Annotated in this window: 26 protein-coding genes, 8 tRNA genes and 1 riboswitch; of the genes, 24 read left to right on the top strand and 10 right to left on the bottom strand. The window is 46.4% G+C overall.

All coding sequences use genetic code 11. The annotated features are described in order from the left end of the window. Positions 1 to 2 precede the first annotated feature (2 nt). The 9 genes from HP398_RS17555 (at position 3) to HP398_RS17515 (ending at position 2,210) form a co-directional block, all read left to right on the top strand. Positions 3 to 79: transfer RNA gene (locus HP398_RS17555), tRNA-Asp, on the top strand. 41 nt (positions 80 to 120) lie between these two features. Next, a tRNA-Phe gene (locus HP398_RS17550) sits at positions 121 to 193 on the top strand. Between the two features lie 7 nt (positions 194 to 200). Continuing rightward, positions 201 to 274 (top strand) — tRNA-Trp (locus HP398_RS17545). 27 nt (positions 275 to 301) lie between these two features. Next, positions 302 to 377 (top strand) — tRNA-His (locus HP398_RS17540). Positions 378 to 403: 26 nt separating this feature from the next. Next, a tRNA-Gln gene (locus HP398_RS17535) sits at positions 404 to 478 on the top strand. Positions 479 to 485: 7 nt separating this feature from the next. Further along, positions 486 to 561: transfer RNA gene (locus HP398_RS17530), tRNA-Gly, on the top strand. A gap of 28 nt (positions 562 to 589) precedes the next feature. Beyond that, a tRNA-Cys gene (locus HP398_RS17525) sits at positions 590 to 663 on the top strand. An 8-nt stretch (positions 664 to 671) separates the two neighbouring features. Further along, positions 672 to 753, top strand: a tRNA-Leu gene (locus HP398_RS17520). A 128-nt stretch (positions 754 to 881) separates the two neighbouring features. Further along, positions 882 to 2,210, top strand: a complete 1,329-nt coding sequence (locus tag HP398_RS17515) for a purine/pyrimidine permease (protein ID WP_173623247.1) — start codon at positions 882 to 884, stop codon at positions 2,208 to 2,210. Positions 2,211 to 2,225: 15 nt separating this feature from the next. On the opposite strand, the gene HP398_RS17510 is transcribed toward HP398_RS17515, so the two are convergent. Continuing rightward, entirely contained in the window at positions 2,226 to 2,897 is a 672-nt protein-coding gene (locus HP398_RS17510) for a B3/B4 domain-containing protein (protein WP_069853099.1), read from the bottom strand. 109 nt (positions 2,898 to 3,006) lie between these two features. Between HP398_RS17510 and rnhA the strand changes: the two genes are divergently transcribed. From rnhA to HP398_RS17490, 4 genes are all read left to right on the top strand, one after another. Continuing rightward, positions 3,007 to 3,447, top strand: a complete 441-nt coding sequence (gene rnhA, locus HP398_RS17505) for a ribonuclease HI (protein WP_173623246.1) — start codon at positions 3,007 to 3,009, stop codon at positions 3,445 to 3,447. Beyond that, positions 3,444 to 4,595 (top strand): tRNA epoxyqueuosine(34) reductase QueG, encoded by a 1,152-nt coding sequence (gene queG / locus HP398_RS17500; protein ID WP_173623245.1) that lies wholly within the window; start codon positions 3,444 to 3,446, stop codon positions 4,593 to 4,595. The genes rnhA and queG overlap by 4 nt, the downstream gene beginning before the upstream one ends. A gap of 26 nt (positions 4,596 to 4,621) precedes the next feature. Then, positions 4,622 to 5,158 carry a methylated-DNA--[protein]-cysteine S-methyltransferase gene (locus HP398_RS17495; protein WP_173623244.1) on the top strand — a complete coding sequence of 179 codons (537 nt, stop codon included), beginning with the start codon at positions 4,622 to 4,624 and terminating at the stop codon, positions 5,156 to 5,158. Positions 5,159 to 5,283: 125 nt separating this feature from the next. Further along, positions 5,284 to 6,252, top strand: a complete 969-nt coding sequence (locus HP398_RS17490; RefSeq protein WP_026043223.1) for an amidase domain-containing protein — start codon at positions 5,284 to 5,286, stop codon at positions 6,250 to 6,252. Here the strand turns inward: HP398_RS17490 and HP398_RS17485 are convergent, their stop codons facing one another. Then, positions 6,253 to 6,960: a ferric reductase-like transmembrane domain-containing protein gene (locus tag HP398_RS17485; protein WP_017250186.1), complete on the bottom strand. Its 708-nt coding sequence runs from the start codon at positions 6,958 to 6,960 to the stop codon at positions 6,253 to 6,255. Between the two features lie 138 nt (positions 6,961 to 7,098). Between HP398_RS17485 and trmL the strand changes: the two genes are divergently transcribed. The 3 genes from trmL (at position 7,099) to HP398_RS17470 (ending at position 9,025) form a co-directional block, all read left to right on the top strand. Then, positions 7,099 to 7,569, top strand: a complete 471-nt coding sequence (trmL, locus tag HP398_RS17480) for a tRNA (uridine(34)/cytosine(34)/5-carboxymethylaminomethyluridine(34)-2'-O)-methyltransferase TrmL (RefSeq protein ID WP_069853088.1) — start codon at positions 7,099 to 7,101, stop codon at positions 7,567 to 7,569. Positions 7,570 to 7,594: 25 nt separating this feature from the next. Beyond that, positions 7,595 to 8,320: an HAD family hydrolase gene (locus tag HP398_RS17475; RefSeq protein WP_069853086.1), complete on the top strand. Its 726-nt coding sequence runs from the start codon at positions 7,595 to 7,597 to the stop codon at positions 8,318 to 8,320. Positions 8,321 to 8,464: 144 nt separating this feature from the next. Then, complete coding sequence (locus HP398_RS17470; protein WP_173623243.1) at positions 8,465 to 9,025, top strand: hypothetical protein; 561 nt, start codon at positions 8,465 to 8,467, stop codon at positions 9,023 to 9,025. A 222-nt stretch (positions 9,026 to 9,247) separates the two neighbouring features. Here the strand turns inward: HP398_RS17470 and HP398_RS17465 are convergent, their stop codons facing one another. Then, the gene (locus HP398_RS17465; protein ID WP_007726812.1) at positions 9,248 to 9,463 is read right to left on the bottom strand and encodes a hypothetical protein; all 216 of its coding nucleotides are present in this window, start codon (positions 9,461 to 9,463) and stop codon (positions 9,248 to 9,250) included. 358 nt (positions 9,464 to 9,821) lie between these two features. Between HP398_RS17465 and HP398_RS17460 the strand changes: the two genes are divergently transcribed. The 3 genes from HP398_RS17460 (at position 9,822) to HP398_RS17450 (ending at position 13,292) form a co-directional block, all read left to right on the top strand. Next, positions 9,822 to 11,720, top strand: coding sequence for a PrkA family serine protein kinase (locus HP398_RS17460; protein WP_173623242.1), 1,899 nt, complete (start codon positions 9,822 to 9,824; stop codon positions 11,718 to 11,720). Between the two features lie 70 nt (positions 11,721 to 11,790). Beyond that, complete coding sequence (gene yhbH / locus HP398_RS17455) at positions 11,791 to 12,948, top strand: sporulation protein YhbH (RefSeq protein ID WP_017251936.1); 1,158 nt, start codon at positions 11,791 to 11,793, stop codon at positions 12,946 to 12,948. Positions 12,949 to 13,004: 56 nt separating this feature from the next. After that, positions 13,005 to 13,292: a YiaA/YiaB family inner membrane protein gene (locus HP398_RS17450; protein ID WP_017251937.1), complete on the top strand. Its 288-nt coding sequence runs from the start codon at positions 13,005 to 13,007 to the stop codon at positions 13,290 to 13,292. Positions 13,293 to 13,401: 109 nt separating this feature from the next. Here the strand turns inward: HP398_RS17450 and HP398_RS17445 are convergent, their stop codons facing one another. The 6 genes from HP398_RS17445 to HP398_RS17420 all read right to left on the bottom strand — a co-directional run bounded on the left by HP398_RS17445 (position 13,402) and on the right by HP398_RS17420 (position 19,324). Further along, positions 13,402 to 14,451: an alpha/beta hydrolase gene (locus HP398_RS17445; protein ID WP_173623241.1), complete on the bottom strand. Its 1,050-nt coding sequence runs from the start codon at positions 14,449 to 14,451 to the stop codon at positions 13,402 to 13,404. 120 nt (positions 14,452 to 14,571) lie between these two features. Beyond that, positions 14,572 to 16,062: a methyl-accepting chemotaxis protein gene (locus tag HP398_RS17440; RefSeq protein ID WP_017251939.1), complete on the bottom strand. Its 1,491-nt coding sequence runs from the start codon at positions 16,060 to 16,062 to the stop codon at positions 14,572 to 14,574. Beyond that, positions 16,055 to 16,609: a GNAT family N-acetyltransferase gene (locus HP398_RS17435; RefSeq protein WP_017251940.1), complete on the bottom strand. Its 555-nt coding sequence runs from the start codon at positions 16,607 to 16,609 to the stop codon at positions 16,055 to 16,057. The genes HP398_RS17440 and HP398_RS17435 overlap by 8 nt, the downstream gene beginning before the upstream one ends. Positions 16,610 to 16,803: 194 nt before the next feature. Next, positions 16,804 to 16,887, bottom strand: a riboswitch (cyclic di-GMP riboswitch). 173 nt (positions 16,888 to 17,060) lie between these two features. Beyond that, a complete protein-coding gene (locus HP398_RS17430; RefSeq protein ID WP_173623240.1) occupies positions 17,061 to 17,723 on the bottom strand; it encodes a peroxiredoxin-like family protein in 663 nt (220 codons plus the stop codon). A gap of 84 nt (positions 17,724 to 17,807) precedes the next feature. After that, a complete protein-coding gene (locus HP398_RS17425; RefSeq protein WP_026043351.1) occupies positions 17,808 to 18,485 on the bottom strand; it encodes a Crp/Fnr family transcriptional regulator in 678 nt (225 codons plus the stop codon). Next, positions 18,485 to 19,324 carry a DNA alkylation repair protein gene (locus HP398_RS17420; protein WP_017251943.1) on the bottom strand — a complete coding sequence of 280 codons (840 nt, stop codon included), beginning with the start codon at positions 19,322 to 19,324 and terminating at the stop codon, positions 18,485 to 18,487. The genes HP398_RS17425 and HP398_RS17420 overlap by 1 nt, the downstream gene beginning before the upstream one ends. A gap of 134 nt (positions 19,325 to 19,458) precedes the next feature. On the opposite strand from HP398_RS17420, the gene HP398_RS17415 reads away from it, so the two are divergent. The 5 genes from HP398_RS17415 (at position 19,459) to HP398_RS17395 (ending at position 22,905) form a co-directional block, all read left to right on the top strand. Beyond that, entirely contained in the window at positions 19,459 to 19,644 is a 186-nt protein-coding gene (locus HP398_RS17415) for a hypothetical protein (RefSeq protein ID WP_017251944.1), read from the top strand. A 123-nt stretch (positions 19,645 to 19,767) separates the two neighbouring features. Next, on the top strand, positions 19,768 to 20,475 hold the full coding sequence (locus HP398_RS17410; RefSeq protein ID WP_017251945.1) for a DNA alkylation repair protein: 708 nt from the start codon (positions 19,768 to 19,770) through the stop codon (positions 20,473 to 20,475). Between the two features lie 160 nt (positions 20,476 to 20,635). Next, positions 20,636 to 21,412 (top strand): amino acid ABC transporter substrate-binding protein, encoded by a 777-nt coding sequence (locus HP398_RS17405; protein WP_017251946.1) that lies wholly within the window; start codon positions 20,636 to 20,638, stop codon positions 21,410 to 21,412. Positions 21,413 to 21,484: 72 nt separating this feature from the next. After that, positions 21,485 to 22,144 carry an amino acid ABC transporter permease gene (locus tag HP398_RS17400; protein WP_173623239.1) on the top strand — a complete coding sequence of 220 codons (660 nt, stop codon included), beginning with the start codon at positions 21,485 to 21,487 and terminating at the stop codon, positions 22,142 to 22,144. A 14-nt stretch (positions 22,145 to 22,158) separates the two neighbouring features. Continuing rightward, positions 22,159 to 22,905: an amino acid ABC transporter ATP-binding protein gene (locus tag HP398_RS17395; protein ID WP_017251948.1), complete on the top strand. Its 747-nt coding sequence runs from the start codon at positions 22,159 to 22,161 to the stop codon at positions 22,903 to 22,905. A gap of 65 nt (positions 22,906 to 22,970) precedes the next feature. Here the strand turns inward: HP398_RS17395 and HP398_RS17390 are convergent, their stop codons facing one another. Next, positions 22,971 to 23,234, bottom strand: a complete 264-nt coding sequence (locus HP398_RS17390; RefSeq protein WP_017251949.1) for a KTSC domain-containing protein — start codon at positions 23,232 to 23,234, stop codon at positions 22,971 to 22,973. Positions 23,235 to 23,555 lie beyond the last annotated feature (321 nt).

The raw sequence follows: 23,555 nt of genomic DNA, 5'->3' as shown, positions 1-23,555 counted from the left end.
ATGGAGCTGTGGTGAAGTTGGAGTTCACGCCGGTCTGTCACACCGGAGGTCGCGGGTTCGAGTCCCGTCAGCTCCGCCATTTCTATTCAAATGAAATTGGCGCGTAAAGCATAGATATAAGGCTCGGTAGCTCAGTCGGTAGAGCAGAGGACTGAAAATCCTCGTGTCGGCGGTTCGATTCCGTCCCGAGCCACCTTTATAGGGGCATAGTTTAACGGTAGAACGAAGGTCTCCAAAACCTTTGGTGTGGGTTCGATTCCTACTGCCCCTGCCATTTTTTAAAACATTAGTAGTAATCATGGCGGTCGTGGCGAAGGGGTTAACGCACCGGATTGTGGCTCCGGCACTCGTGGGTTCAAGTCCCATCGATCGCCCCATAAATACATAGTTGGGGATTACTTATTGGGGTATAGCCAAGCGGTAAGGCAACGGACTTTGACTCCGTCATTCCTAGGTTCAAATCCTAGTACCCCAGCCATTAAAATGCGGACGTAGCTCAATTGGTAGAGCGTCGCCTTGCCAAGGCGAAGGTCGAGGGTTCGAGACCCTTCGTCCGCTCCATTTCTCAAATTGTTTCACCTTATATCATGGAGGCATAGCCAAGTGGTAAGGCACGGGTCTGCAAAACCCTCACCCCCGGTTCAAATCCGGGTGCCTCCTCCAAAGTATTTGCCGGTGTGGCGGAATGGCAGACGCGCGCGACTCAAAATCGTGAGGGAAACCGTGGGGGTTCAAGTCCCTTCACCGGCACCATACATTTACAAGCTAACCCTGAATGTCAAGATATCTTGATGATTGGGGTTTTTTTCTGCATTGATATGCACATAGTGTAGACAGGGGAAATAGACAACTTGTGTAAGTAACAGGACGAGGTGGTTGAGGTGTTTTACAAACTGCAAGACAAACCGCCAATGGGGATCACGACGCTGTCCGTATTGCAATGGATGATCGTAACTGTTTCCAGCAGTGTGGCGGTACCACTAATGATTGGAGATATGTACGGCTTGCAGGCTGATGAAATTGGAAAGCTGATGCAGCAGACCATGTTTTACATTGGGCTCGCGTCGTTACTGCAAGTGTGGATTGGACACCGCTATCCGATGATAGAAGGACCGGCTGGATTATGGTGGGGGATCTTTATCATTTTGGCTCAACTCGGAACGAGCATGGGTCTTCATCCACAAGAAATTGGTCAATCCTTTCAAGTGGGGATGATATTAGCAGGTCTACTCTTTTTCATTTTTGGCTTATTAGGCTGGATTGGAAAATTACAGAAGTGGTTTACACCACTGGTATCGGGTACGTATATGATTTTGCTTGCTGTTTCTTTGTGTAGCAACATTCTCACGGGCATGCTCGGTATTGGTTTTCAGCATTCAAAAGAGGTACAACCGGGTGTAGCAATCGTGTCCATAGGGATCGTAGCCCTTGTTGTGTTCATTATGCGAACGAAACGATTCTCCAGTTTTGCGGTTTTGTTTGGCATGGTTGGGGGCTGGATCGTGTACGCGCTTCTTGGATGGACAGAACCTGTCCGATCTGCTGAGCAATTATTTTCATGGCCTTCCATTTTCTTTTGGGGACCCCCACGTTGGGATTGGGGCGTTGTATTAACAAGTATGCTGACAGGATTCGTTCTGTTGACAAACCTCATGACGAGTTTGTCAGTCATGGGAAAAGCGACAGACACTGTGCCTACTGAAAAGCAGTACAATCGCGGTGGTATTTTTACAGGGGTATCCCATTTCCTGTCAGGCTTGAGCGGTGTGGTTGGTATGATTCCACTTTCCTTGGCAGCAGCGGTTATTCAAACGACGAAAATGGCTTCGCGCTTGCCATTTATAATAGCGATGCTGGGGATGATGCTGATTGGGCTGATTCCCACTGTTGCCCATTTTTTGGCGGCTTTGCCTACTCCAGTGGCATATGCGGCGATGTTCATTTCCTATACGCAACTGCTTGGCTTCGGGTTGAAGGATTATGTGAATCTGAAGATGGACGAACGTACGATTATTGTTGGGGGAAGCTCACTTCTGGTCGGGATCGGAGTCATGTTCGTACCTGCTGTAGCTTGGAAGCAACTTCCTGCACTAGTCAGCTTTTTGTTTGGCAATGGCTTATTGCTCGGAGTTATTGTGTGCCTGGTCCTAGAACATATTGTTTTTAGAAAAAAGGAAGATAGCGTAGAAAAAGACGGCCAGGCTGCATGACGGGCCGTCTTTTTCTTAGGCGGTAACAATAGAGGAGTGAGTCAGCTCGCCACCGTTGATTTCCGTAAACATGCGGCCAACTGAACCTACGATTTCTTCTTTTTTAGATTGTTCCATTTTTTCATGGAAAAAGATGACTTGGAGTAGTGTGCGGCTTTGTTCCGTTACGCATGAGCGCTTGGAATCGACGATGGGACTCCCAAATGCGCCGTTACCATCAGCGAGAAGCAGTTTCCCTTCCATGTTGACTTCGCGTCCGTTTAATCCTTCATAGACATCATCGGCGTGACCAAGACGACAAGTGATATCACCCGCTAAGTGATTGACGTCATAAATCCCAAAAGGAAGCGCGTGCAAAACTGAGAAAAAATTATTAACATCAACAGCGCTGTTAATCCAGAAAAAATGATTTCCCTGCAGCAGTCGGCGCAGTAATGCTTCGGAGGAAGGGCGGTATCTGGACGGATCAATGCCAACTTGCTTAAAGCAGGCCCTCCACTCGCGGACGCCTTCGATTTCTGTTAGGTTTGCAGTGTCGTGCGCAAGCCGCAAGCTCTCCACATAATAATTAATGCGTCCCTGCAGCATTTTTGGGGAGTCACTGACGGAAGCATTGTTGTATTGTAATATGCCGAGAGAAAATTGCGGCAGACGCTCGGACACGGAACAATCTAGCTGAACTTTCATCTATAGACACTCCTTACTAAACCTATTTTTGGTAGTATAACAAAAAATTTTTGTGGAAGCGACTAAGCTTCGATACAATAGAAGAGAACAGAGGAGGGAACCCCTGACGATGACGATACGTGAGGTTGAAATTTATACAGACGGAGCTTGTTCCGGCAATCCAGGACCAGGTGGTTGGGGAGCTGTACTGATGTACGGCCAACACATCAAGGAAATGTCCGGAGCCGAACCGCATACAACGAATAACAGAATGGAGCTGTTGGCAGCCATCAAGGCGCTCTCTACATTGAAGGAGCCATGTAAGGTGACGCTATATAGCGACAGTGCATACTTGGTTAACTGCTTCAAACAAGGCTGGTATAAAGGCTGGCTGAAAAACGGCTGGAGAAACAGCAAAGGCCAGCAGGTGGAAAATCAGGACTTATGGAAAGAACTGCTGCAATTGATGGACACACACAAGGTAGAGTACGTAAAAGTCAAAGGACACGCCGACAACAAATGGAACAACCGCTGCGACGAATTGGCGACAGGAGCGATTAAACAGCTGTGAACGACTTGCAGTACTGGGAGCAGACAAAGCAGTCCATCATTGACTATGCCAAGGAAATCGGAATCGATAAGATCGGGTTTGCCAGTGCCGATCCATTCACGACCTTAAAAGAACGGCTTCTTGTACACCGGGAAAAGGGTTATGAATCTGGATTTGAGGAGCCTGATTTAGAAAAGAGGACGAATCCGGAACTGTTGTTGGACGGGGCACGTTCGCTGATTTCTATCGCACTTGCCTATCCATCCAAGTTAAAAAATCCACCAAAATCAGAACCTGGTGCGTATCGGGGAATCTTGTGCCGTGCAGCATGGGGAACCGATTACCATCACGTTCTGCGCGACAAGCTGGACAAGCTGACTCGATTCATTATGGAGCTGGAGCCAGGAGCTCGGATCGAATCCATGGTAGACACGGGAGCATTGTCTGATCGGGCGGTTGCCGAGCGGGCTGGGATTGGGTTTGTAGGAAAAAATTGTGCCATCATAACGCCGGAGTTTGGATCATGGGTGTACTTGGGTGAGCTTGTAACGAATCTTCCGTTGCCAAGCGACTTACCGATCGAAGAAGGCTGTGGCGACTGTAATATATGTGTAGATGCTTGTCCGACCGGAGCCTTGATTCAGGGCGGACAGCTTGATGCACAGCGATGTGTTGCGTATTTGACTCAGGTAAAAGATTTTATTCCCGATGAATTCCGTGGGAAAATCGGGAATCGGCTGTATGGTTGCGACACTTGTCAGACGGTATGTCCTAAGAATCGTCGCATCGACAACGACCATCATGCTGAATTTCAGCCTGATCCGGAGATTGCCAAGCCTTTATTGATTCCGCTGCTTCAGATGAGCAATAAGGAGTTCAAGGAAAAGTTCGGCCTATCCTCTTCATCTTGGCGGGGCAAAAAGCCCATTCAGCGCAATGCCATATTAGCACTTGCACATTTCAAAGATCGGACGGCTGTTCCTCATTTGGAGCGTCATTTGTTCGAAGACCCCCGTCCCGTCATTCGTGGAACTGCTGCATGGGCACTTGGAAAAATCGGAGGAGAGCAGGCACAAGAAGCGCTCATTTCCGCAAAAGCAAAAGAGGCGTCACCAGAAGTGGTGGAAGAGATAGAAAAAGGCATGAGCATGATTCGCGCACAGGCTTAGTTTGAACGAGAGAGGGAGGACGTAAAATGGCAAAGGAATTAGGCTATACCATGATGGATTCACCGATTGGACCATTGCTCTTGGCTTCTACAGAAGAAGGGCTGTGCTACATTCAGTTTGCCAATGAACAAGACGGATTAGCGCCTCTGGTGCGCTGGTGCAAAAAAACGTTCTTAGGAATTACTCCAACGCGCAACGATACGATCAATGAGTCTGCAAAAAAACAATTAGAAGAGTATTTTGCAGGCAAGCGAAAGACGTTTGATGTTTCAACCGTATTGTACGGAACTCCCTTTCAAAAGGATGTATGGAATGAGCTATCGAACATCCCCTATGGAGAAACTCGTTCTTACAAAGATATTGCCTTGGCTATTGGAGCAGCGAAAGCTGTTCGGGCCATTGGCGGTGCGAACAATCGCAATCCGATTCCTGTCATTATACCTTGCCATCGTGTCGTTGGCTCGAATGGTGCCTTGGTCGGGTACGGTGGTGGCTTATCCATTAAAAAATATTTGCTGTCCTTAGAAGAAGGTCCACTTTTTGCTCACGCTTCTTCCAAATAAGCTGTCTGCTTGCTCGGGCAGCTTTTCTTTTTCTTCTGAATGCTCCGCGAGTGACATATTCTTCATTGAGATGAACGGTTCATGGGTCTATGTCGCAGTCTGGAGGGGGAAAGGAGGAGGGGAAAGTGGAGTGGCGTGAATTTGTTCAGCAATACTTTCAAGCAGTTCACCAGTCATCTATGGACGGAAGATATGAGCGGCTGCTGCCTTTTTATTGCACAGGAGAGTCTGGCGCACAAGATGAATGGGATCGACTGAACCGGGAAAAGCGGAAAATCGAGGAGCGGGGAGTCAAATTGTTGGCTGTCCAGGGACAAGTAACGCCCATGTGCTGGGTAGATACCGATGCCACCATGGAAATAACGGTTCAATGGCAAGAAAATAAAACCTTGGGGATCAAGCATACCAAGTATAAAGAGGCAAACAAAAGATTGTTCCAGCTCCAGTTGCTCAAAACGAATGAAAAGTGGTCGATTATCGGGGCAAGGGAGTCGAATGGTGATCAAAAATTGGTGGTCGAGGAAGAGGAGGAGCCTGTCATCGTTGTGTCAGGCGTCGAGGATGCCATTGACCAACCTACGCTGATTGTTCATGGAGCGGGAGGATACAACGTTGCAAATGCAGTCGCGTATGCGGAACGCTACTGGAACACGACCAATCCCGTATATCCTCGTTTTCCGGATGACTGTACGAATTTTATTTCGCAATGTTTACACGCTGGTGGAATCCCTATGCTGATGTCGAAAGAGATGGGCAAGGGTTGGTGGATTCGCACGGGAAAAGGCACCTCTTGGAGCTATAGCTGGACGGTGGCGCATAGCTTGTATTTGCTTTTGAAATCGGGTGGACCACCTATGCGGGCGGTTACGAAAAGCTCTGCGGCCGAATTGGTCCCAGGTGATATCATTTGTTATGATTTTAACGGGGATGGGCGTTTTCAGCACAATACGATCGTGGTCGCAAAAGACGCGAATCAGATGCCGTTAGTGAATGCCCATACGACAGATAGCAGCATGCGTTATTGGGCATATGAGGATTCCACAGCTTATACGCCCAAAATGCGCTATGCCTTCTTTCATATAAGAGGGGTATAATTATCGCTTGCGAAAAAAAGCTCTTCGCATAAAAGAGATGCTGCGAATCATCCAAATCATTGCCGCGAAAACGAGCATGTCTGAAAAGGTATGCGGTTCTCCTTTAATGGATTGGATGTAAATCAAGCCATGGAATAAGACGATGACAAACAGCCATGGATTGGCGAGATGAAGCCTTTTCCAACTGGATCCACCCAGCCATTTTTCTGCCCGTGCAGAAGAAGTCAGCCACAAGGACAGTAGCATGAAAAAAGCAAGCAGCCCAAGATAGTTCGCAACGCCTGTGAGGGTCCAGTTGGGAGATGGCCACATGGTTGGATCCGAGGAAGCGAAAAAGAACAGACCCAGCCATCCATCGGCCTTTTCAGAACGGTTGTTATCTAGGATCATCAGGCGAGGCTCACTTTCAAAAAGGATGAGCACAAGAATGACGTGCAGCAGTCCAGTTAGCCCAGCCCATATACCGATATCTCGGCGGATGGACAAGCTGACAGCCATCCAGCCAGCAGGGAGCCAGGACTGGAGTGGACCAATCAGTAAGGTGCAGCCAATCAAAATAAATGAGAGATAGCCGAGAATCATACTCCATGTTTCCAGGGCGGGGAACGAAGAAAAATCAGTCCACATCCAACTGGCGCCTAATAGGATCAAACTCAGGATGCTCACATGTGCGACAAGTCTTCGCCCAAATGATAGGGGTGTCCCCATCTAATCGTCACTCCTTCGATAGCGAAAAGTTTCTGATTAGATGCAGCAGGCACTCCATTTGTTACAGAAGCTGGGCACGGTGGTATAATAGGACGTGTACAGGTATCAAGTTCGCAATTTACAAGGAGATTTTCAGATATGCCGTTACATATTGTTTTGCATGAGCCTCTCATTCCGGCCAATACGGGAAACATCGCCCGTTCATGTGCAGCGACAGGAGCGCATCTGCATTTGATTCATCCGCTCGGATTTTCAACGGACGATCGTTACCTGAAGCGGGCTGGTCTCGATTATTGGCATGCAGTAAATGTTCATCATCATGAGAGCTTTGAGCACTTTGCTGCGGCACAAGGGGAAGGTGCGGGCACCTTTTACTTTGTTGAGACCTGGGGGGAAAAGTTGTATTCGGACGTTTCTTTCCGAGATGGCGACTACATTATCTTGGGCAAGGAGACGACGGGCCTGCCGGAAGAGCTGACAGAAAAATATCGGGAACAGACTATTCGTATCCCGATGAGCGGTGCGACCCGATCTGTGAACCTGTCCAATTGTGCAGCTATTGTCTTGTTTGAGGGACTTCGTCAGTTAGGTTTTCCATCGCTATCGTAAAGCATTTGGGAGGGAGAGATTCATTATGACTGTGAACACCATCCTGTTTGATTTGGACGGTACGTTATTAGAGATGCAGACAGAACCCTTTGTCAAAAGTTACTTGGTTGAAGTAGGTCGTCATGTCGGAGATAAGTATGATACCGAAAAGCTGTTGGCGCTGATTTGGGATGCGACCAAGGCAATGATCATGAACCAAGAGCCGGATAAGACGAACGAACAAGTTTTTATCGAACATTTTATGGAACACAGTGAGTGGGATCGGGAGGAAATATGGCCTCTATTCGATTCGTTTTATCGCGATGTGTTTCCGACACTTTCTCACCTGACGTATCCTTCGCCATGGGCAAAGCAGATTATTACTGCCGCCAAAGAGCAAGGATTTCGGGTTGCAGTAGCGACGAATCCTGTTTTCCCGCGTGATGCGATTCACCATCGCCTTGCTTGGATTGGGATGTCCCCGGATGAATTCGAGCTGGTCACCGTCTACGAGGAGTCGCATTTCACGAAGCCGAATCCTGGTTATTACAATGAGATTTGCCAAAAGCTCGGGGTTGAACCGACAGACTGTGTCATGGTCGGGAATCACATGCAGGAGGACATGGTCGCATCCAAGCTGGGGATGAAAACGTTCTTGGTAACCAATTGGATGGAAGACCGTGGGGAGCCTCAGTATCCGGTAGATCAGCGGGGATCATTAGAAGAGCTGTTTACGGCGATTTCTGAGAAAAGCGGTGTGTTTGCGCGTTAAGAAATGGCCATGAAAGAATAGGCGAGAAGCAGGCTGTCCGTTTGAAAAAATGGTCAAGCCTGCTTTTTCACATACTTTTCCCAAAATCATCAGGTAGGCTAGGGGTGTACGATCACGTTTTACATAATAAAGGAGGAAATCTGCATGAAAAAACTTGTTTCGTCTCTGGTGATGGCTACCTTGTTGTTTAGCGGTATCTCTGGAGTGACTGCGGCGGATACAGCAGCGGATTCTACGGTTAAGCACTCCAAAGCGGAGAAAAAGGAAGAAAACAAAGCAAAACTGAACGCGAAGGCTGCTAAGTGGGGCGTAGAAACCACGGATAAAACAAATAAGGAAGTAAAAGCAGCCATTCAAGAAGCAAAAGCAGCAAAGAAAGCAGAAAACGCTGAGAAAAAAGCGGCAAAAGAAGCGAAGAAGCAAGAACAACTCGCCAAGCTAAATGATAAAGCTGTGAAGCTGGGCGTTGATACGGCAGGTAAAACGGCGAAGGAAGTAAAAGCGGCTATTAAAGAAGCAAAAGTAGCAAAAAAAGCAGAAAACGTTGAGAAAAAGGCAGCAAAAGAAGCGAAGAAGCAAGAACAGCTCGAGAACCTGAAAGAAAAGGCGGCCAAGTGGGGCGTTGACACAGCAGGTAAGAGCACAAAAGAAATCAAGGCTGAAATCGAAGCGAAGAAAGCAGAAAAGAAAGAGAATAAGAAATAACAAGAAAACAAAAAAAGCAGGTTGCCACAGTAGGCAGCCTGCTTTTTTCCCCTGGATGCTTCTTACATGTTCCAGGTTTTGTCTTCGTTGTAGCCCGCTGTCAGCATGAAAAACAGAAAAGCTCCGAGGACCAATGCTACGATAAATGTACCCACGTTTGACAGCTCCTTTCGTAAACAAACTACTCCCATTATAGCGTAGCCTGCCCACTTTGCAAACGAATTAAAGCTGTTGCGCCCTTGTGAGTGACAATTTTCGATAGTCATACACAAGCTTCAAAAAAGCACTTAGCGCAATATATACACTCAGTTTCTCACCAGTATCGAGTTCCATCCCTGTCACTGCTTGGTAAATGAATATCGCAAGAATCACCAAGCTCGCGATGCCAGTTAAATAAAGTCCTTTTTTCACTTGAATGCGTTCTGCTTGAATATCCATGATCGTTCCTCCTGTTATTTTACGCCAATCCGTCTTGGCCTCCGTGTATGTTGCTTATGATTGTATTTTACAGGGGAGATGGGCTTACAAACCATCGAATCAACTTACAGCTACGCACGGTAAACCTTACAATTCCGTAATCTTCCAAGCTGTTAAAAAGCAATGTGACGGATTTTTTATGGGAAGATTGCTGAAACTTGTGCAGATGTCTCGCATACACATATGTAAAGGCTGTAAGAGCCTGTTGGCAACCGGAGAAAACGGCTTGCACGTGAATGCGTGACCGCAGGCGGACATATACATGAGAGTACATTGTCGTTGGGAAGAGAGAGGGGCTTAAGAGGGAGGAGTGTCGAACATGGACATTTTAAAACGGATCGCTGAGCACCGGGCCCGCGAAGAAAACCTGATGTGGAGAGGAACATTCGCCGAATATTTGCAACTGGTACGTAAAAATCCGCAAATTGCCCAAACGGCGCATTCACGCGTCTACAACATGATTAAAAGTGCGGGGGTTGAAGAGAACGAGGACGGCTCACGTTCGTATCAATTTTTTAGTCGGGAAATCTTCGGACTGGATCGTTCTGTTGAGCGCCTAGTGGAGGAATATTTCCACTCGGCTGCGCGTCGTCTGGATGTCCGCAAACGCATCTTGCTCTTGATGGGGCCTGTCAGTGGCGGTAAGTCTACGCTCGTGACGATGCTCAAACGAGGACTGGAAGAGTATTCACGGACGGAAGACGGAGCGATCTATGCACTTGATGGCTGCCCCATGCACGAAGAACCACTTCATCTTATCCCGCACGAGCTGCGTCCAGAGGTGGAAGAAGAGCTGGGAATCAAGATTGAAGGAGAATTGACACCCTATAACCGGATGAGGTTGGAAACCGAATATGGAGGGTGCATAGAGGATTTCCCTGTTCACCGGATTTTGTTTTCCGAAGCCAATCGTGTCGGTATCGGTACATTTAGCCCTTCTGATCCGAAGTCTCAGGATATTGCCGATTTGACGGGGAGCATCGACTTTTCGACGATTACGAAGTACGGCTCTGAGTCCGACCCGCGTGCGTATCGTTTTGATGGGGAGCTGAACAAAGCCAATCGCGGATTGATGGAGTTTCAGGAAATGCTGAAATGCGACGAGAAATTTTTGTGGCATCTCCTGTCGCTGACACAGGAAGGAAACTTCAAGGCAGGTCGTTTTGCCCTCATTTCTGCAGATGAACTGATTGTTGCGCATACAAACGAATCGGAGTACAAGGCTTTTATTGGGAATAAGAAAAATGAGGCGCTGCAATCTCGGATTATCGTCATGCCGATGCCGTATAATCTGCGTGTCAGTGACGAAGAAAAAATATACGCAAAATTAATCAAGCAATCCGACTTGGGGCATGTGCATATTGCACCGCATGCGCTCCGGTCAGCAGCAGTCTTTTCTATTATGACCCGCCTGAAAGAATCGAAAAAACAAGGGGCCGATCTGCTGAAAAAGATGCGGCTGTATGACGGTGAATCGGTGGAAGGCTTCAAGGGAGCCGATCTGGAAGAACTGCGTAACGAGCATGCCGATGAAGGAATGTCCGGTATTGATCCGCGTTATGTCATCAACCGTATCTCCAGTGCACTGATCCGCCGCGACACTGAGTGCATCAATGCGCTTGATATTCTGCGGGCGCTTAAAGAAGGCTTTGACCAGCATCCATCTATCACCAAGGAGCAGCGGGAGAGGTATATGAACTTCATCTCTATCGCGCGCAAGGAATACGACGAGCTGGCGAAAAAAGAAGTGCAGAAGGCGTTCGTCTACAGCTACGAAGAGTCGGCAAAAACGCTCATGGATAACTATTTGGACAATGTGGAAGCTTATTGCAACATGAATAAAATCCGTGACCCCGTTACAGGTGAGGAGATGGATCCAGATGAGCGCCTGATGCGTTCCATCGAGGAGCAAATCGGCATCTCGGAAAATGCCAAGCGGGCCTTCCGCGAAGAAATTCTCATCCGTATCTCGGCCTATGCGCGTAAAGGGAAGCGTTTTGACTACAGCACGCATGATCGCCTGAGGGAAGCTATCGAGAAGAAGCTGTTTGCCGATCTAAAAGATGTCGTCAAAATTACGACCTCGAACAAAACGCCGGATGAGCATCAGCTCAAGAAGATTAATGAGGTCACCAAGCGTCTTATCGAAGAGCATCAATATTGCCCCGTTTGCGCAAATGAGCTGCTGCGCTATGTGGGTAGCCTGTTGAACAGATGACAGAACTTTGGCGACATGAGGAGCACGTCATATTCGGCGCAGATTGCGCCAGTTGCTAGGAGGAGACGGCATGAAAGATGAATCATCGTTCATTGTCTCCCGGGAAGACTGGTCGCTGCACCGCAAAGGGTACCAGGACCAAAATCGACACCAGGAAAAAGTGAAAGAAGCGATCAAAAAAAATCTCCCCGATCTCGTTAGCGAAGAAAACATCATCATGTCGAATGGTCGGGAAGTTATTAAGATCCCTATTCGCTCCCTGGATGAATACCGATTGCGTTTTAACTTCCAAAAGGGAAAACATGGCGGTCAAGGTAAAGGAAACAGTAAAGTAGGAGATGTCGTCGCCCGTGACGGCGATCCGGCGCAAGGGCCAGGAAAGGGTCAGGGAGCGGGTGATCAGCCAGGTGTAGACTACTACGAGGCTGAAATCAGCGTAGAAGAATTGCAGGAGATGCTTTTCGCCGAGCTGGAGCTGCCGAACCTTCAACAAAAAGACGAGGAACAAATCGTCGTGGAAGAGACTCGGTTCAATGATGTCCGGAAAAAAGGCTTGATGGGCAACATTGATAAAAAACGTACGCTGATTGCGGCCATCCGCCGAAATGCGCTGGCAGGCTACAGTGATATGGAGCTGGGGATCACCGATGATGACCTGCGCTTCAAGACGTGGGAAGAGATCATCAAGCCTCATTCCAATGCTGTCATTATTGCGATGATGGATACGTCGGGAAGTATGGGCGTGTTTGAAAAGTATATTGCCCGCAGCTTTTTCTTCTGGATGGTACGTTTTCTGCGCACCAAGTACGAAAAAGTCGAGATCGTCTTCATTGCCCATCATACGGATGCGAAAGAAGTAACGGAGGACACCTTTTTCTCGAAAGGGGAAAGCGGGGGGACGATCTGCTCCTCTGCCTACAAAAAGGCGTTGGAGATCATCGATAGCCGCTACCCAACATCGCAGTACAACATTTACCCGTTCCATTTTTCCGACGGCGACAACCTCACGTCTGACAATGAGCGCTGCGTAAAGCTGGTGAAAGAGCTCATGGAGAGATGCAACATGTTCGGCTATGGCGAAGTGAATCAGTATAATCGTCATTCAACCCTCATGTCAGCGTATCGCCACATCAAAGAGCCGAAATTCATGCATTGTGTCATTCGGGAAAAGGGCGAGGTATACAAGGCGTTGCGTACTTTCTTTGGCAAGAAGGAAGCTGTGAAGTAATCATAGTGGCAACCGGGCGAGAAATCGTCCGGTTGACTTATGTGAGGGGTGTTACTATGTATCCACAAAAGCATCGGATGCGCAACACGGGAGCCTTCACTTTCTTGGCATACTTTACATTGGGGGCAGGTGTACTGCTATTTTCCATCGGTTTATACAATGCAACAGGTCTTCAGCTGCACGAAAAGGGGTATTATATCGCATGTATGCTTCTGGTAGCAGTTGGATCGATTTTGACGCAAAAAGTAGTGAGAGATAATGCAGAGGATCGAACAATTATTGAGGAGCAGGAAAGAGAATTTAACTTGAAGGTATCGAAAGCGGAGAAAGAAACGCCGAAATAGCCCAGATGGTGTATGGTTTAGGCAAGGAAATGTTAAAGTTGTTCATCATCGGGTATTCGCTCCATTTTGGTGGGGAGGAAACCAATGGATCGCAAAAAAACCGCCAGGGTCATGCCCTGACGGTCTTTCGAATGAGCGCTACAAACTCCTCTGCCTTTTCAATGTGTGGAGAGTGCCCCACATTTTCCATGACTATCTCCTGATAGGAACCACCAGCGCGCTGATATTGTTCGAGGACGTCACGAATTTGGGAGACCATAGGCTGCGGAGGATATTCGTCTTCCCCTGGCCATCCGGGGACATAGCCAAGCTTGCCCAGTGTACCGAAATCAGCAAGCGACTGATTGGAGATAATGGCATCATCCGCACCGCGAATCCATAAAATCGGACACTTCGGCTCCATCTGGACAATACCGGACAAATTTACGTATTTGGGAGAAATCGCATTCGTAATCCCTGTTGTCCCAGGAGCAACACCGGGCCAATCGTTTACGTATTCAAAGGCACCAGGGTAAAAGCCCTCTCCCGTTCTCGTAGAGAGTATCGCGCTCACATAACGGTCTTCCTGCTCTGGGCCAACCTGGAACGGGGGATTGAAATAAAGCTGATTCATGACATTGCGAGGACTGGAGGGAGATTCATTACTCATATCTTTGGCTGCTATCCTTTTGACCAGCTCGGAGTTGACAGCTCCTCCACCTGAGCCTGAGAAGCTGCTGTAGCACGGGGTGCCAGCTATATCCTTGGTTCCACCAAAGCCGTAAGGAGACATGGGGGCGATTAGAATCAGGGAGCGTACTTCCTGCGGGTGATCGATGGCAAACTGCATCACGATCCCACCGCCCAACGACCAGCCGGCAAGATGGACGGGTGTTGGCAAGTCCAATGCCCGAATAAACGAGTGAAGGTCATCCGACCAGTCTCGCAAACCGCGTGTTGCATCGATGGGCAATGCTTCACTTGCTCCATAGCCACGCATATCAGGTGCGTACACACGGTACTGGTCACATAGAGCCGCTATGGTATCATCCCAGAACAAGTTGGCTGATGCATTGCCGTGAATGAGGAGGAGCGGTTCTCCTTCTAGTACGCCAGCTGTCAGATAAGAAACGAGCAGTCGATCGGTCTGAATCGTTTTTGTTTCGATTCGTGCATCCATCAATGATGTGCTCCTTTCATTGTATAAGATTATAAATATCAGAATATTTACATTATATATCCATTCGGTTACAAAATGAGAAAAGAAAACAACCGCCCGTGAAAGGCGGTTGCAGGAAGGTTACATATGGAGACCACGCATCTGTTGTTCGATTTTCTCAAAGCCGCCAGAAACCTTAACGACTTCGTCTTTTTGTTCAGAAACGAGAACAAGCACTTCTTCCAGGCTCTCTTTGTTCTTGTCGGTAATATCTGCGTTGACTTCAACTTTTGCGCCGACTTCTTGAATCATACTGTGAACATGGATAATGAACTCTTGCAGGTTTTTCGTTTTATCCGCAAAGTTTTGCATGTAGTTGTCTACATTGGTGAACATTTCTTGTACTTCAATGATGCCCTCGCTATTTTTCTCAAAAGAAGTCTGTGACTCAGAAATCATATCTGATACGAGCTTCATTTTTTCGCGAATGGTCATGAGCAGGTTCGAGATCGACTCAGAGGATAGCTTGGAGGATTCAGCCAGCTTGCGTACTTCATCTGCTACGACAGCAAATCCTCGGCCGTGTTCGCCTGCGCGAGACGCTTCAATCGTGGCATTGAGTGCCAACAGATTGGTTTGTGCAGAAATCTCGGAAATGGTTTGAATGATTTTCCCGATCGATTCGGTTTCTTTATTGAGCTCTTGAATCAACTGGTTTGTACCTTGGATATCCTTGATGAATCGTTCAAAGTCATTGCCGATGTTGCCGATGCGTTTGCCGCTCTCATTAGTGGCTTCTTTGGTCGATTCAACGTAATCATGCATCTCCGTAACAGAACGGGTCATGTCCTCCACTTGCAGATTCGTAGAGCTCATTTCCCGACGCAGCTCGTCCGTATTGCTGGTCTGAACCGTAAAGGACTCCATAATGTCTTGCAGGGAAGCGACGGTTTCGACTGCGCGAATATTTACACCGTCCGTCACCTTGTTCAAATTCTCTTGATAGTCTTGCATAGAGGTGAGTGATTCATTGATCTGATCCAGAACACGTTGCAACGATTCCTTTGAGGCAATCGCTTCTTGTTTTTGTTGCTCACTTTCCTCTTGCAGCTTGTTATTGAATACAGCATGCATCATGCTCGTGACAGAGACGAAGCAGAAGGTAAGCAAGAAGTACATCAGATCAAGGTTGTTTGTCGAATGGAAAATCGTTTCTCTCTGTGTCAGGAAGTAGTAAGAGACAATACCCAATGTCGATACAATCGTCAAAATATTGATGAGTCGGTCTTGATAAATCCCCATGACTGCTACAAAGAACATAATGGTCATGATATTGATCATATGCGGGTCCAGTCCAACTACGATGAACATAAAAATTCCGATTACCGCGAAGTTGAAAAACTTCATGAAGGGCGCTGCTTTTTCACGGAACCTCGGGCGATTGGAGATGTAAGTAAAAGGTGCCAGTACGCCATACAAAATACCCAGTATCGTGAAAACGAATGTGTACGATACGCCTAGAAAAAGGTTTAAGACCTGAACTACCGTAATAATACTTGCGAATACGATTACGACCCAATTGTTTCTTCTTCTCAATAGATCAATGTTATCCATGTTATCCATGTTACCCACCTACCTCGACTTTTACTTGGTTGGATGACGACGAATTGTACCAGGAATATTTCGGATCGTGCTTATTGTCATAGACATCTTTTAGATGGAAGAGGGTCGGAATGGCATCGGCCCCTTTGTAAAAGACGATATCTTTGGTCTGAGTCGCCTTTACTTGATACTTCTTGTTAATGAACGTAAAAAAAGTCGGATCTGCTACCCCGATTGCGTGGGTATAACCGTGCTTTTCAGCGTAATCTATCATCAAGCAAATTCCTTTTTGCCCTAGTTGTCCGCGGTATTTCGGCAAAACAGCGAGACTGTCTACCTCCATTACTTTCATATCTTCTGTAACAACATCCTGAAAAAGTGATTTCATATAAGCACTTGATTTGGAAAAGGGCGTCATTTCAAATGTTCCACCTGCTTCCCCATCTTCGGCAAGTAAGAGGAACTGAGCCGAGCCTTCTTTCGCATGCTCCATCTCGAAGCCCATGCTTGTCCATACTGTTTCTTTGATTTCATGAAATTTTGCTAACTCTTGTACGGTTTCTACTTGTTTGTACATAACTTCTCCACTCCATCATTTTCTCTGATTGAACCATGTTGTGTATGTTTGACGTCACTAAAGTTATGTTTTTCCATCCGATACGATAATGAAAGTGCTTTCATCCTCCTTTCAAAAATGTAAACACAAAAAAAGGCCGTTCCATCGAAATGGAACAACCGAAGCTACCAACATCGAATAAATGGTCTCAAGATGATGGCAACCCGGCTATCATGGTCAAAGACTGTAGACCCGTGGTTTTGCGTCGCCACCTTTCGATGACTTTGCCTTTTGCATTTTTTAGCAGAAATTGTAAAGATGTGTCGAATTTTGCTAGACATAATCATGCAAAATATAAGCCAAAAGATATATTCTTGTCAAGTTTTGGTAGGGAAAATAAACTAATTGTTCATAAAGCATAGACGTAGAAAAAACCAGTTGTGTGATCAACTGGTTCTTCGTTATATAAGCGTTAGGTTAGGGTACGCAGAATGTCTAAAACTTCACTAGGCTCCATGCGTTTTTTGTAATCAGGATCTAAGCCTGCTGAACGGATTACGCCCTGGTTGTCGAGGATATAAGTAGCAGGTATGGGGAGTGTCCATGAATCTTCGCTATTAAAACGATGGAGATCAATATCCAATGATCGGTAGGTATCATGTAAAAAATCAGGCAGTCTGAATCTGAGTTTATATTTTTCTGCTACTTGGTTATTGGTATCGCATAACACGGGAAAGCTCAGACCGTTTTTCTCTTGCATAGTAAGAGAGTGTGCAGGAGATTGTGGACTAATGGCAAACAATTGGGCACCCAGAGAGGTTATCGTATCGATCTGTTTTTGGTATGCTTGCAGCTCCAAATTGCAGTAGGGGCACCATGATCCACGGAAAAATGTGAGGACGACGGGACCTTTTCCGATTTTTTCCGACAAGGTAATGGTCTTGCCAGTGTGATCGTTCAACGAGAAATCAGGTGCAATCGAACCAATCGGCAAGCCCTTTGCGTGTCCAGAGGTCCGCAGCTCCTCGATTGATTTTGTAAATGCATCTGTTACTTCACGAGTGAGGAGGTCTGCTATTTGAATGGTTGTAAAATCCAGCTCTTCGCGCAGGCTCTGAAAATGTGGTTTATCCATATGTCGTTCCCCTCTTTTTCGAAAGAATAGTAAAAGCCATAGCTTTACGATATCTTTCTTTTGGAGGGGAAGATGTAACCTGGATTACATTCTCTTCAAAATTTCGTCCCGATGAATGGAAATGGATTTAAAGCCTGTTTGAATTAGTTCTTCTCTTACTAAAGCACGTAATGCTACCGTCACAGCTTCCCTGGATGCCCCGACAAAATGGGCGAGTTCTTGATGGGAAAGAGGTAAGTCAATTTGTTGAAATGCCGAACTGTTAGGAGTGCCAAATTGATCGGCAAGCCTTACTAATGTGGAAATAATGCGATCTTGTAAAGGGAGAAGAGCAAGATTTTCGGCTGCCTGGCTGATCGAAACCATTCTATCGCTAATGATCTTCATGATCTTCATCATCAGTTGCGGATGTTCGATTATGTAGCTCTCAAATTTTGCTTTGCTCATTTTACAAATGAGGCAGTCTTCGATGGCTTCTATATACATCTCCCGTGTACCTAATGAGAGGAGATCCACTTCTCCAAACACATTGCCTTCCCCGAGGATATCGAATGTGAACTGCCGCCCATCCCGATTTACTTTATATAAACGTACTTTCCCCTGTTTGATGAAGTAAAAGCCCTCTGAAAAAGTTTCTGGTGTTTGAATGCACGTATTTTTGGGAAAAGGGGATAAGGAGGTTAATTGATCGATTAAGCGCAAACTTTCCTCGGATAATGAATTTAACAAATAAAATTGAGATAAATAGGTGATTTGGTTCATCATTTCTGTTCGGTTTGGGTCTTCAGAATCGTTCTTTTCGCTTTGGTGACAATTCTTTTCGTTTCCTTTGTATCAGAGATTCTTAACCAATCGTCACAAAGCTGCGTCACCCAGTCAGGTTGTGATTTACTCGCATCGTTCAACCAATTCCCAACAGAATCTTGAACATATTTGGATGGATCTGACTTCACTGGCGTAAGCAAGGGCAGACAGCGAGCAGGCTCATTTTTCAATGTGTCAATATGCTTGCACCAGACCCCTCGAGGGCGTGTAGCTTCTACCGCAAAGCGGCGAATATTTTCGTCAGTATCAAGTACCCATTCGCTCAGGAGGTGAATGGAATGGTTCAGATCATGCACGAGAGAATCTCGAATTGCCATCCATGCTATCTCTCTCACTCCAAAATGATGATCTGCCGAGAGTTTTCTTATTTGCCTTAGCTTTTCTTCGAGCGATAAGCTGTTGTCCAAACCAATGATATAGGCACTCCAGCAACGTACACTGTCTGACTTGTGGGTGGCCAACGATAGGAAAACGGGAGACGTAGCTGTGGGTTCACCCGATTTGTGTAAGATCGCAAGTAGTTCTTGGCCAATCAGACGGATAGCTTTCATTCCGCTCGTAGATCCCGTTTCTTCTAATTGATAAACAAGTTGAGAGATATGTGTGTCTAATTGAACATGAGGCAGAACGCTTTGTACCAGATGAATATGATCAACAGCCTGCCATTCAGTCAAATTGACACTTTCTAATTCTCCAGCATGAAGGAGTGCTAAAACATTGTCAGGGATGAGCGAGGCTTTACTTGCTCCTTTTCTCGTGTGTACCGAATCCGGCATTTTCAACAAACCCCTTTTCACAGAAATGGTATACATTCAAAACGGAATAGCTGCAACAAAAGTATACCTAAAAAATCACCCATAACAAAAATTTTCCAACCATCCGATAACTAGAAGGAATAGGAGGGGATTTTATGAAGGAAGTAAAAGTGATTCAATTTTACTTTTCCGGAGGCGGTGAAACGATTAGCGTTGAAACGACGGAACCGGAAGAGATCATTCAAATGGTCGCTAATCAAGACGGTGGATGGCTACAGTACGATGATGTTGTTATCAACGTCAGAAATGTTTCGTATATCAAAGTACGCAGTCAGGCGTAAGGATAGGAAAAGCGCGTCAAGCTCTTCAGGAAAAAGCTCTCCTTTAAATGAGGAGGGTTTTTTCGTGTTGGAGGTAACGCCGCTGGTTATCCTAATTAATAGAAGAAAAAGGAGGGTGACAAGATGACGCTGGAAGAAGTCATGCAGAAGCTCGAAGCGATGGGGACAGAGCAGACGAAAAAAACGTTATTGCGGCATGGAGCAAAAGAGCCTTTGTTTGGCGTGCGAGTCGGCGATATGAAAAAGCTGGTCAAGGAGGTCAAGCGTGATCAGCAGCTCGTCCAGGCGCTGTACGATACGGGAAACTACGACGCCATGTACTTGGCCGGATTGACGGTTGACCCAAAGAGCATGACAAAAGAGCGGTTACAGACTTGGGTCAAGGAAGCGTCTTGGTACGCGCCCGCCGAATATACGGTTGCGAGTGTAGCGGCTGAGAGTCATTTTGCCATGGAGTTGGCACGAGAATGGATCGAGTCAAAGGAAGAGATGGTAGCCACATGTGGGTGGAATACGTATTCGAACTACTTGTCGATTACGCCCGATGAACAGCTACATAAAGAAGAAATCAAACGGCTCCTCATGAGAGTGAAGGAGACGATTCATCAGGAACAAAATCGCGTACGGTACACCATGAATCAATTCGTTATTTCAGTAGGTGCGTATGTACCGGAACTTCATCAGGAAGCGTTGGAAGTGGCCGCAGCGATTGGCAAAGTACATGTGGACGTCGGACAGACAGCGTGCAAGGTTCCGTTGGCTACGGAGTATATCAAAAAGATAGAGGAACGAGGGAGTGTCGGAAAAAAGAAAAAGACATGCATCTGCTAGTCGGGCATTTTACTCATTCATTTGGCGTATATTTCTAAGGTGCTTTTGTTTGCTAAAGTATCGACTATTCCTTGCTAATGTGCTATCATGATACCTTGTTAACGTATTACCACTTTATCAGAGTAAAATATAGAGTAGGGAAACGAGGGGGATCATCACGATGAAGAAAATAGCATGGATGTCTTTGTTGTTGAGTGCGATGGTTTCATTGGTAGTGGGCTGTTCCAGCGCAAAAACTGGCGCTGACGCGAACAAGCTGATTATCGGAATTGATGATAAGTTTGCACCAATGGGATTCCGGGATGAAAAAAATGAGCTAGTCGGTTTTGATATTGATTATGCACGTGCAGCCGGCGAAAAAATGGGAAAACAAGTCGAGTTTCAACCAATCGATTGGAGTGCAAAAGAGTCTGAACTAAATAGCGGTCGTATCGACTTGATCTGGAATGGATATACGATTACAGATGAGAGAAAAGAGAAGGTTCTCTTTACCAAGCCTTATCTGAAAAACGCGCAAGTAGTGGTCACGATGGCAAATAGCAACTGGACCAAGCTGTCAGACTTGGCCGGTAAAGCAATTGGTTTGCAAAAGCTGTCTTCCGCAGCTGACGCTGTCAATGCAAGTGACATGAAAAATCAGGTCAAATCAATTACAGAGTATCCTGATAATGTACTGGCATTGAGCGATATGAAGATTGGCCGCGTGGAAGCAGTTGTCATCGACCAGATTGTAGCCGATTACTACATGGCAAAAGAACCTGGAACCTTTAAGCTGTTGGAAGAATCACTTGCACCTGAGGAGTATGGAGTGGGCGTCAAAAAAGGGAACGAGGCGTTATTGAACGAACTGCAAAAAGCCTTGGATACCATGAATCAGGATGGAACAGCAGCTAAAATATCAGAAAAATGGTTTGGCGAAAATCGCGTGTTGAAATAAACGGAAGATACGATGGCTTCGCCGAATGATTGGCGAAGCCACGCTTTATTATAAGGATTAGGAGCATACCAGATGAGCTTAGACTATATTATCTCCATTACCGTGCCCATGCTAGAAGGGGCGCAGATGACGGTGTTGCTGTTCTTCATCGCCATCCTGGCATCGATCCCATTGGGATTTCTCATTACCTTAATGGCGAATAGCAGCAGCAGAGGTCTGTCTTGGTTCGCGCACACCTATGTGTATGTCATGCGTGGAACGCCTCTATTATTACAGCTATTGTTTTTTGTCTTTGGTCTCCCACTCTTGCCAGTGATCGGAGAATACTTGGTTATGGATCGATTCGTAGCTGCATGCCTCGGCTTTGTGCTGAACTACGCAGCGTATTTCGCGGAGATTTTCCGTGGAGGACTGTTGTCGATCGACAAAGGACAGTACGAGGCGGCGCAGGTACTCGGCTTTAGCAAATGGCAGACGACCAACAAGATTATTTTGCCGCAAATGTTTCGCGTGGCTTTGCCTGCCGTCGCAAATGAATCCATTACTCTCGTAAAGGATACAGCGCTGCTCTATGCGGTTGCCGTCCCAGAATTGCTTCACTTTGCACAAACGGCTGTGAATCGCGACTTTACCATCGTTCCGTTTTTTATTGCCGGAATCATTTATTTGTTGATGACGCTATTGTTGACGTTATTCTTTAAGTGGCTGGAAAAAAGGTTCAAATTCGAATAAAGGGCTGGCGCAATATGGATATCATTCAAGTATCGAATCTAAAGAAATCGTTTGGCAATCAGGAAGTTTTGCGAGATGTCTCGTTTTCGGTGAAAAAGAACGAAGTCGTGGCGGTCATTGGACCGTCTGGCTCCGGCAAAAGCACAATGCTACGTAGCTTGGTCAATCTGGAGCAGGTGAATGGTGGCAGCATTCGGGTGCAGGATGATTATTTGGTGAAGGACGGCGTTTACGCCAGTAACCAGGAAATCAAGCAGATCACCTCGAGAATGGGCATGGTATTTCAGCATTTTAATCTGTTTCCTCATTTGACGGTGAAGGAGAATCTTGAGATCGCACCTAGAGTGGTCAAAGGGGAGGCGGCGGAGGACATCCAGCGCATGAGTGCAGAGCTCTTGGAAAAGGTCGGCTTGTCTGATAAGGCAGGCGCATACCCAGCAAGGCTCTCAGGCGGACAGAAGCAGCGTGTGGCGATCGCCAGAGCATTGATGATGAATCCGCAAATCTTGTTGTTTGACGAGCCTACGTCTGCGCTCGATCCAGAACTGACAGGTGAGGTCCTGCAAGTCATCAAGCAGCTTGCCCAAGAGCATATGACGATGATGGTTGTGACGCATGAGATGGGATTCGCGCGCGAGGTGGCGAACCAAATCATGTTTATGGACAACGGGGAATTCGTAGAGTCGGGGACACCTGAGCAATTGTTTACAAACGCTAAATTTGAGCGGACCAAATCATTTTTGCATCGCGCATTAAAATAGAGAAGATCAACAACAAATACCCTCAGTGTCGAGAAGACAGACTGAGGGCATTTTGTATAGACAGGTTACATCACCTGATAGTTCAAGTACCGTTGGCTGATGAACGAATGAAAATGATCGCTGAACGAGTCAGCATTTAAAAACGCATTGTAAGCGTAAGGAGTGACCCGACAGTAAACGACCTCGCGTCCATCGTGAAAACGGATGTAGAGGTGGTTTGTAACCAGATCGTAGCGAGCAGCTTTGATCAATTTCGAATCCAGTTCCTTGTAGGTAATTTCTTGGGGTTGATTCTGACGTGGCAGAAATTGGCGAAAAAAAGATCTCAATGTACGTGCAAACTCCTTTATCTAAAAATCGGCTTATCTATTTCTACGAGTCTTCATTTTACGCAAAAATTTGGATTCGGAATACAAAAATAGCACACCAATTGCAAAATAGGCTAAGAGAACTGCGTTCAGAACGATCGATGAAAAGTCGGCAAGCATGTAAGTGCCTCCTGTTAGAGAGAATGAAGTCACGAATTGAAAGGAACCTGCTCCATAAAAGGGAAGATCTTCTTTTTGGTTCATTCTATGGGCCTATTATCTAGTTGTGTTTTGAAAAGAATGATCATCCAAAAGTACGTAGACTCATGAAAAATCTTGTCG

Source organism: Brevibacillus sp. HB1.4B, assembly GCF_013284285.1.
Taxonomy (GTDB): domain Bacteria; phylum Bacillota; class Bacilli; order Brevibacillales; family Brevibacillaceae; genus Brevibacillus; species Brevibacillus porteri.
This window is presented reverse-complemented; position numbering and strand designations above follow the sequence as displayed.

Coding starts and splice junctions, on each gene's coding strand:
- HP398_RS17435 (WP_017251940.1), bottom strand. CDS start 16,609: ATGTACAAACAAGTAGAAACCGTACAAGAGTTAGCAAAATTTCATGAA.
- HP398_RS17395 (WP_017251948.1), top strand. CDS start 22,159: ATGGATATCATTCAAGTATCGAATCTAAAGAAATCGTTTGGCAATCAG.
- HP398_RS17450 (WP_017251937.1), top strand. CDS start 13,005: ATGTATCCACAAAAGCATCGGATGCGCAACACGGGAGCCTTCACTTTC.
- HP398_RS17415 (WP_017251944.1), top strand. CDS start 19,459: ATGAAGGAAGTAAAAGTGATTCAATTTTACTTTTCCGGAGGCGGTGAA.
- HP398_RS17410 (WP_017251945.1), top strand. CDS start 19,768: ATGACGCTGGAAGAAGTCATGCAGAAGCTCGAAGCGATGGGGACAGAG.
- HP398_RS17485 (WP_017250186.1), bottom strand. CDS start 6,960: ATGGGGACACCCCTATCATTTGGGCGAAGACTTGTCGCACATGTGAGC.
- HP398_RS17425 (WP_026043351.1), bottom strand. CDS start 18,485: ATGAACCAAATCACCTATTTATCTCAATTTTATTTGTTAAATTCATTA.
- trmL (WP_069853088.1), top strand. CDS start 7,099: ATGCCGTTACATATTGTTTTGCATGAGCCTCTCATTCCGGCCAATACG.
- HP398_RS17420 (WP_017251943.1), bottom strand. CDS start 19,324: ATGCCGGATTCGGTACACACGAGAAAAGGAGCAAGTAAAGCCTCGCTC.
- HP398_RS17430 (WP_173623240.1), bottom strand. CDS start 17,723: ATGGATAAACCACATTTTCAGAGCCTGCGCGAAGAGCTGGATTTTACA.
- HP398_RS17400 (WP_173623239.1), top strand. CDS start 21,485: ATGAGCTTAGACTATATTATCTCCATTACCGTGCCCATGCTAGAAGGG.
- HP398_RS17470 (WP_173623243.1), top strand. CDS start 8,465: ATGAAAAAACTTGTTTCGTCTCTGGTGATGGCTACCTTGTTGTTTAGC.
- HP398_RS17405 (WP_017251946.1), top strand. CDS start 20,636: ATGAAGAAAATAGCATGGATGTCTTTGTTGTTGAGTGCGATGGTTTCA.
- HP398_RS17445 (WP_173623241.1), bottom strand. CDS start 14,451: ATGGATGCACGAATCGAAACAAAAACGATTCAGACCGATCGACTGCTC.
- HP398_RS17460 (WP_173623242.1), top strand. CDS start 9,822: ATGGACATTTTAAAACGGATCGCTGAGCACCGGGCCCGCGAAGAAAAC.
- HP398_RS17475 (WP_069853086.1), top strand. CDS start 7,595: ATGACTGTGAACACCATCCTGTTTGATTTGGACGGTACGTTATTAGAG.
- HP398_RS17465 (WP_007726812.1), bottom strand. CDS start 9,463: ATGGATATTCAAGCAGAACGCATTCAAGTGAAAAAAGGACTTTATTTA.
- HP398_RS17495 (WP_173623244.1), top strand. CDS start 4,622: ATGGCAAAGGAATTAGGCTATACCATGATGGATTCACCGATTGGACCA.
- yhbH (WP_017251936.1), top strand. CDS start 11,791: ATGAAAGATGAATCATCGTTCATTGTCTCCCGGGAAGACTGGTCGCTG.
- rnhA (WP_173623246.1), top strand. CDS start 3,007: ATGACGATACGTGAGGTTGAAATTTATACAGACGGAGCTTGTTCCGGC.
- HP398_RS17510 (WP_069853099.1), bottom strand. CDS start 2,897: ATGAAAGTTCAGCTAGATTGTTCCGTGTCCGAGCGTCTGCCGCAATTT.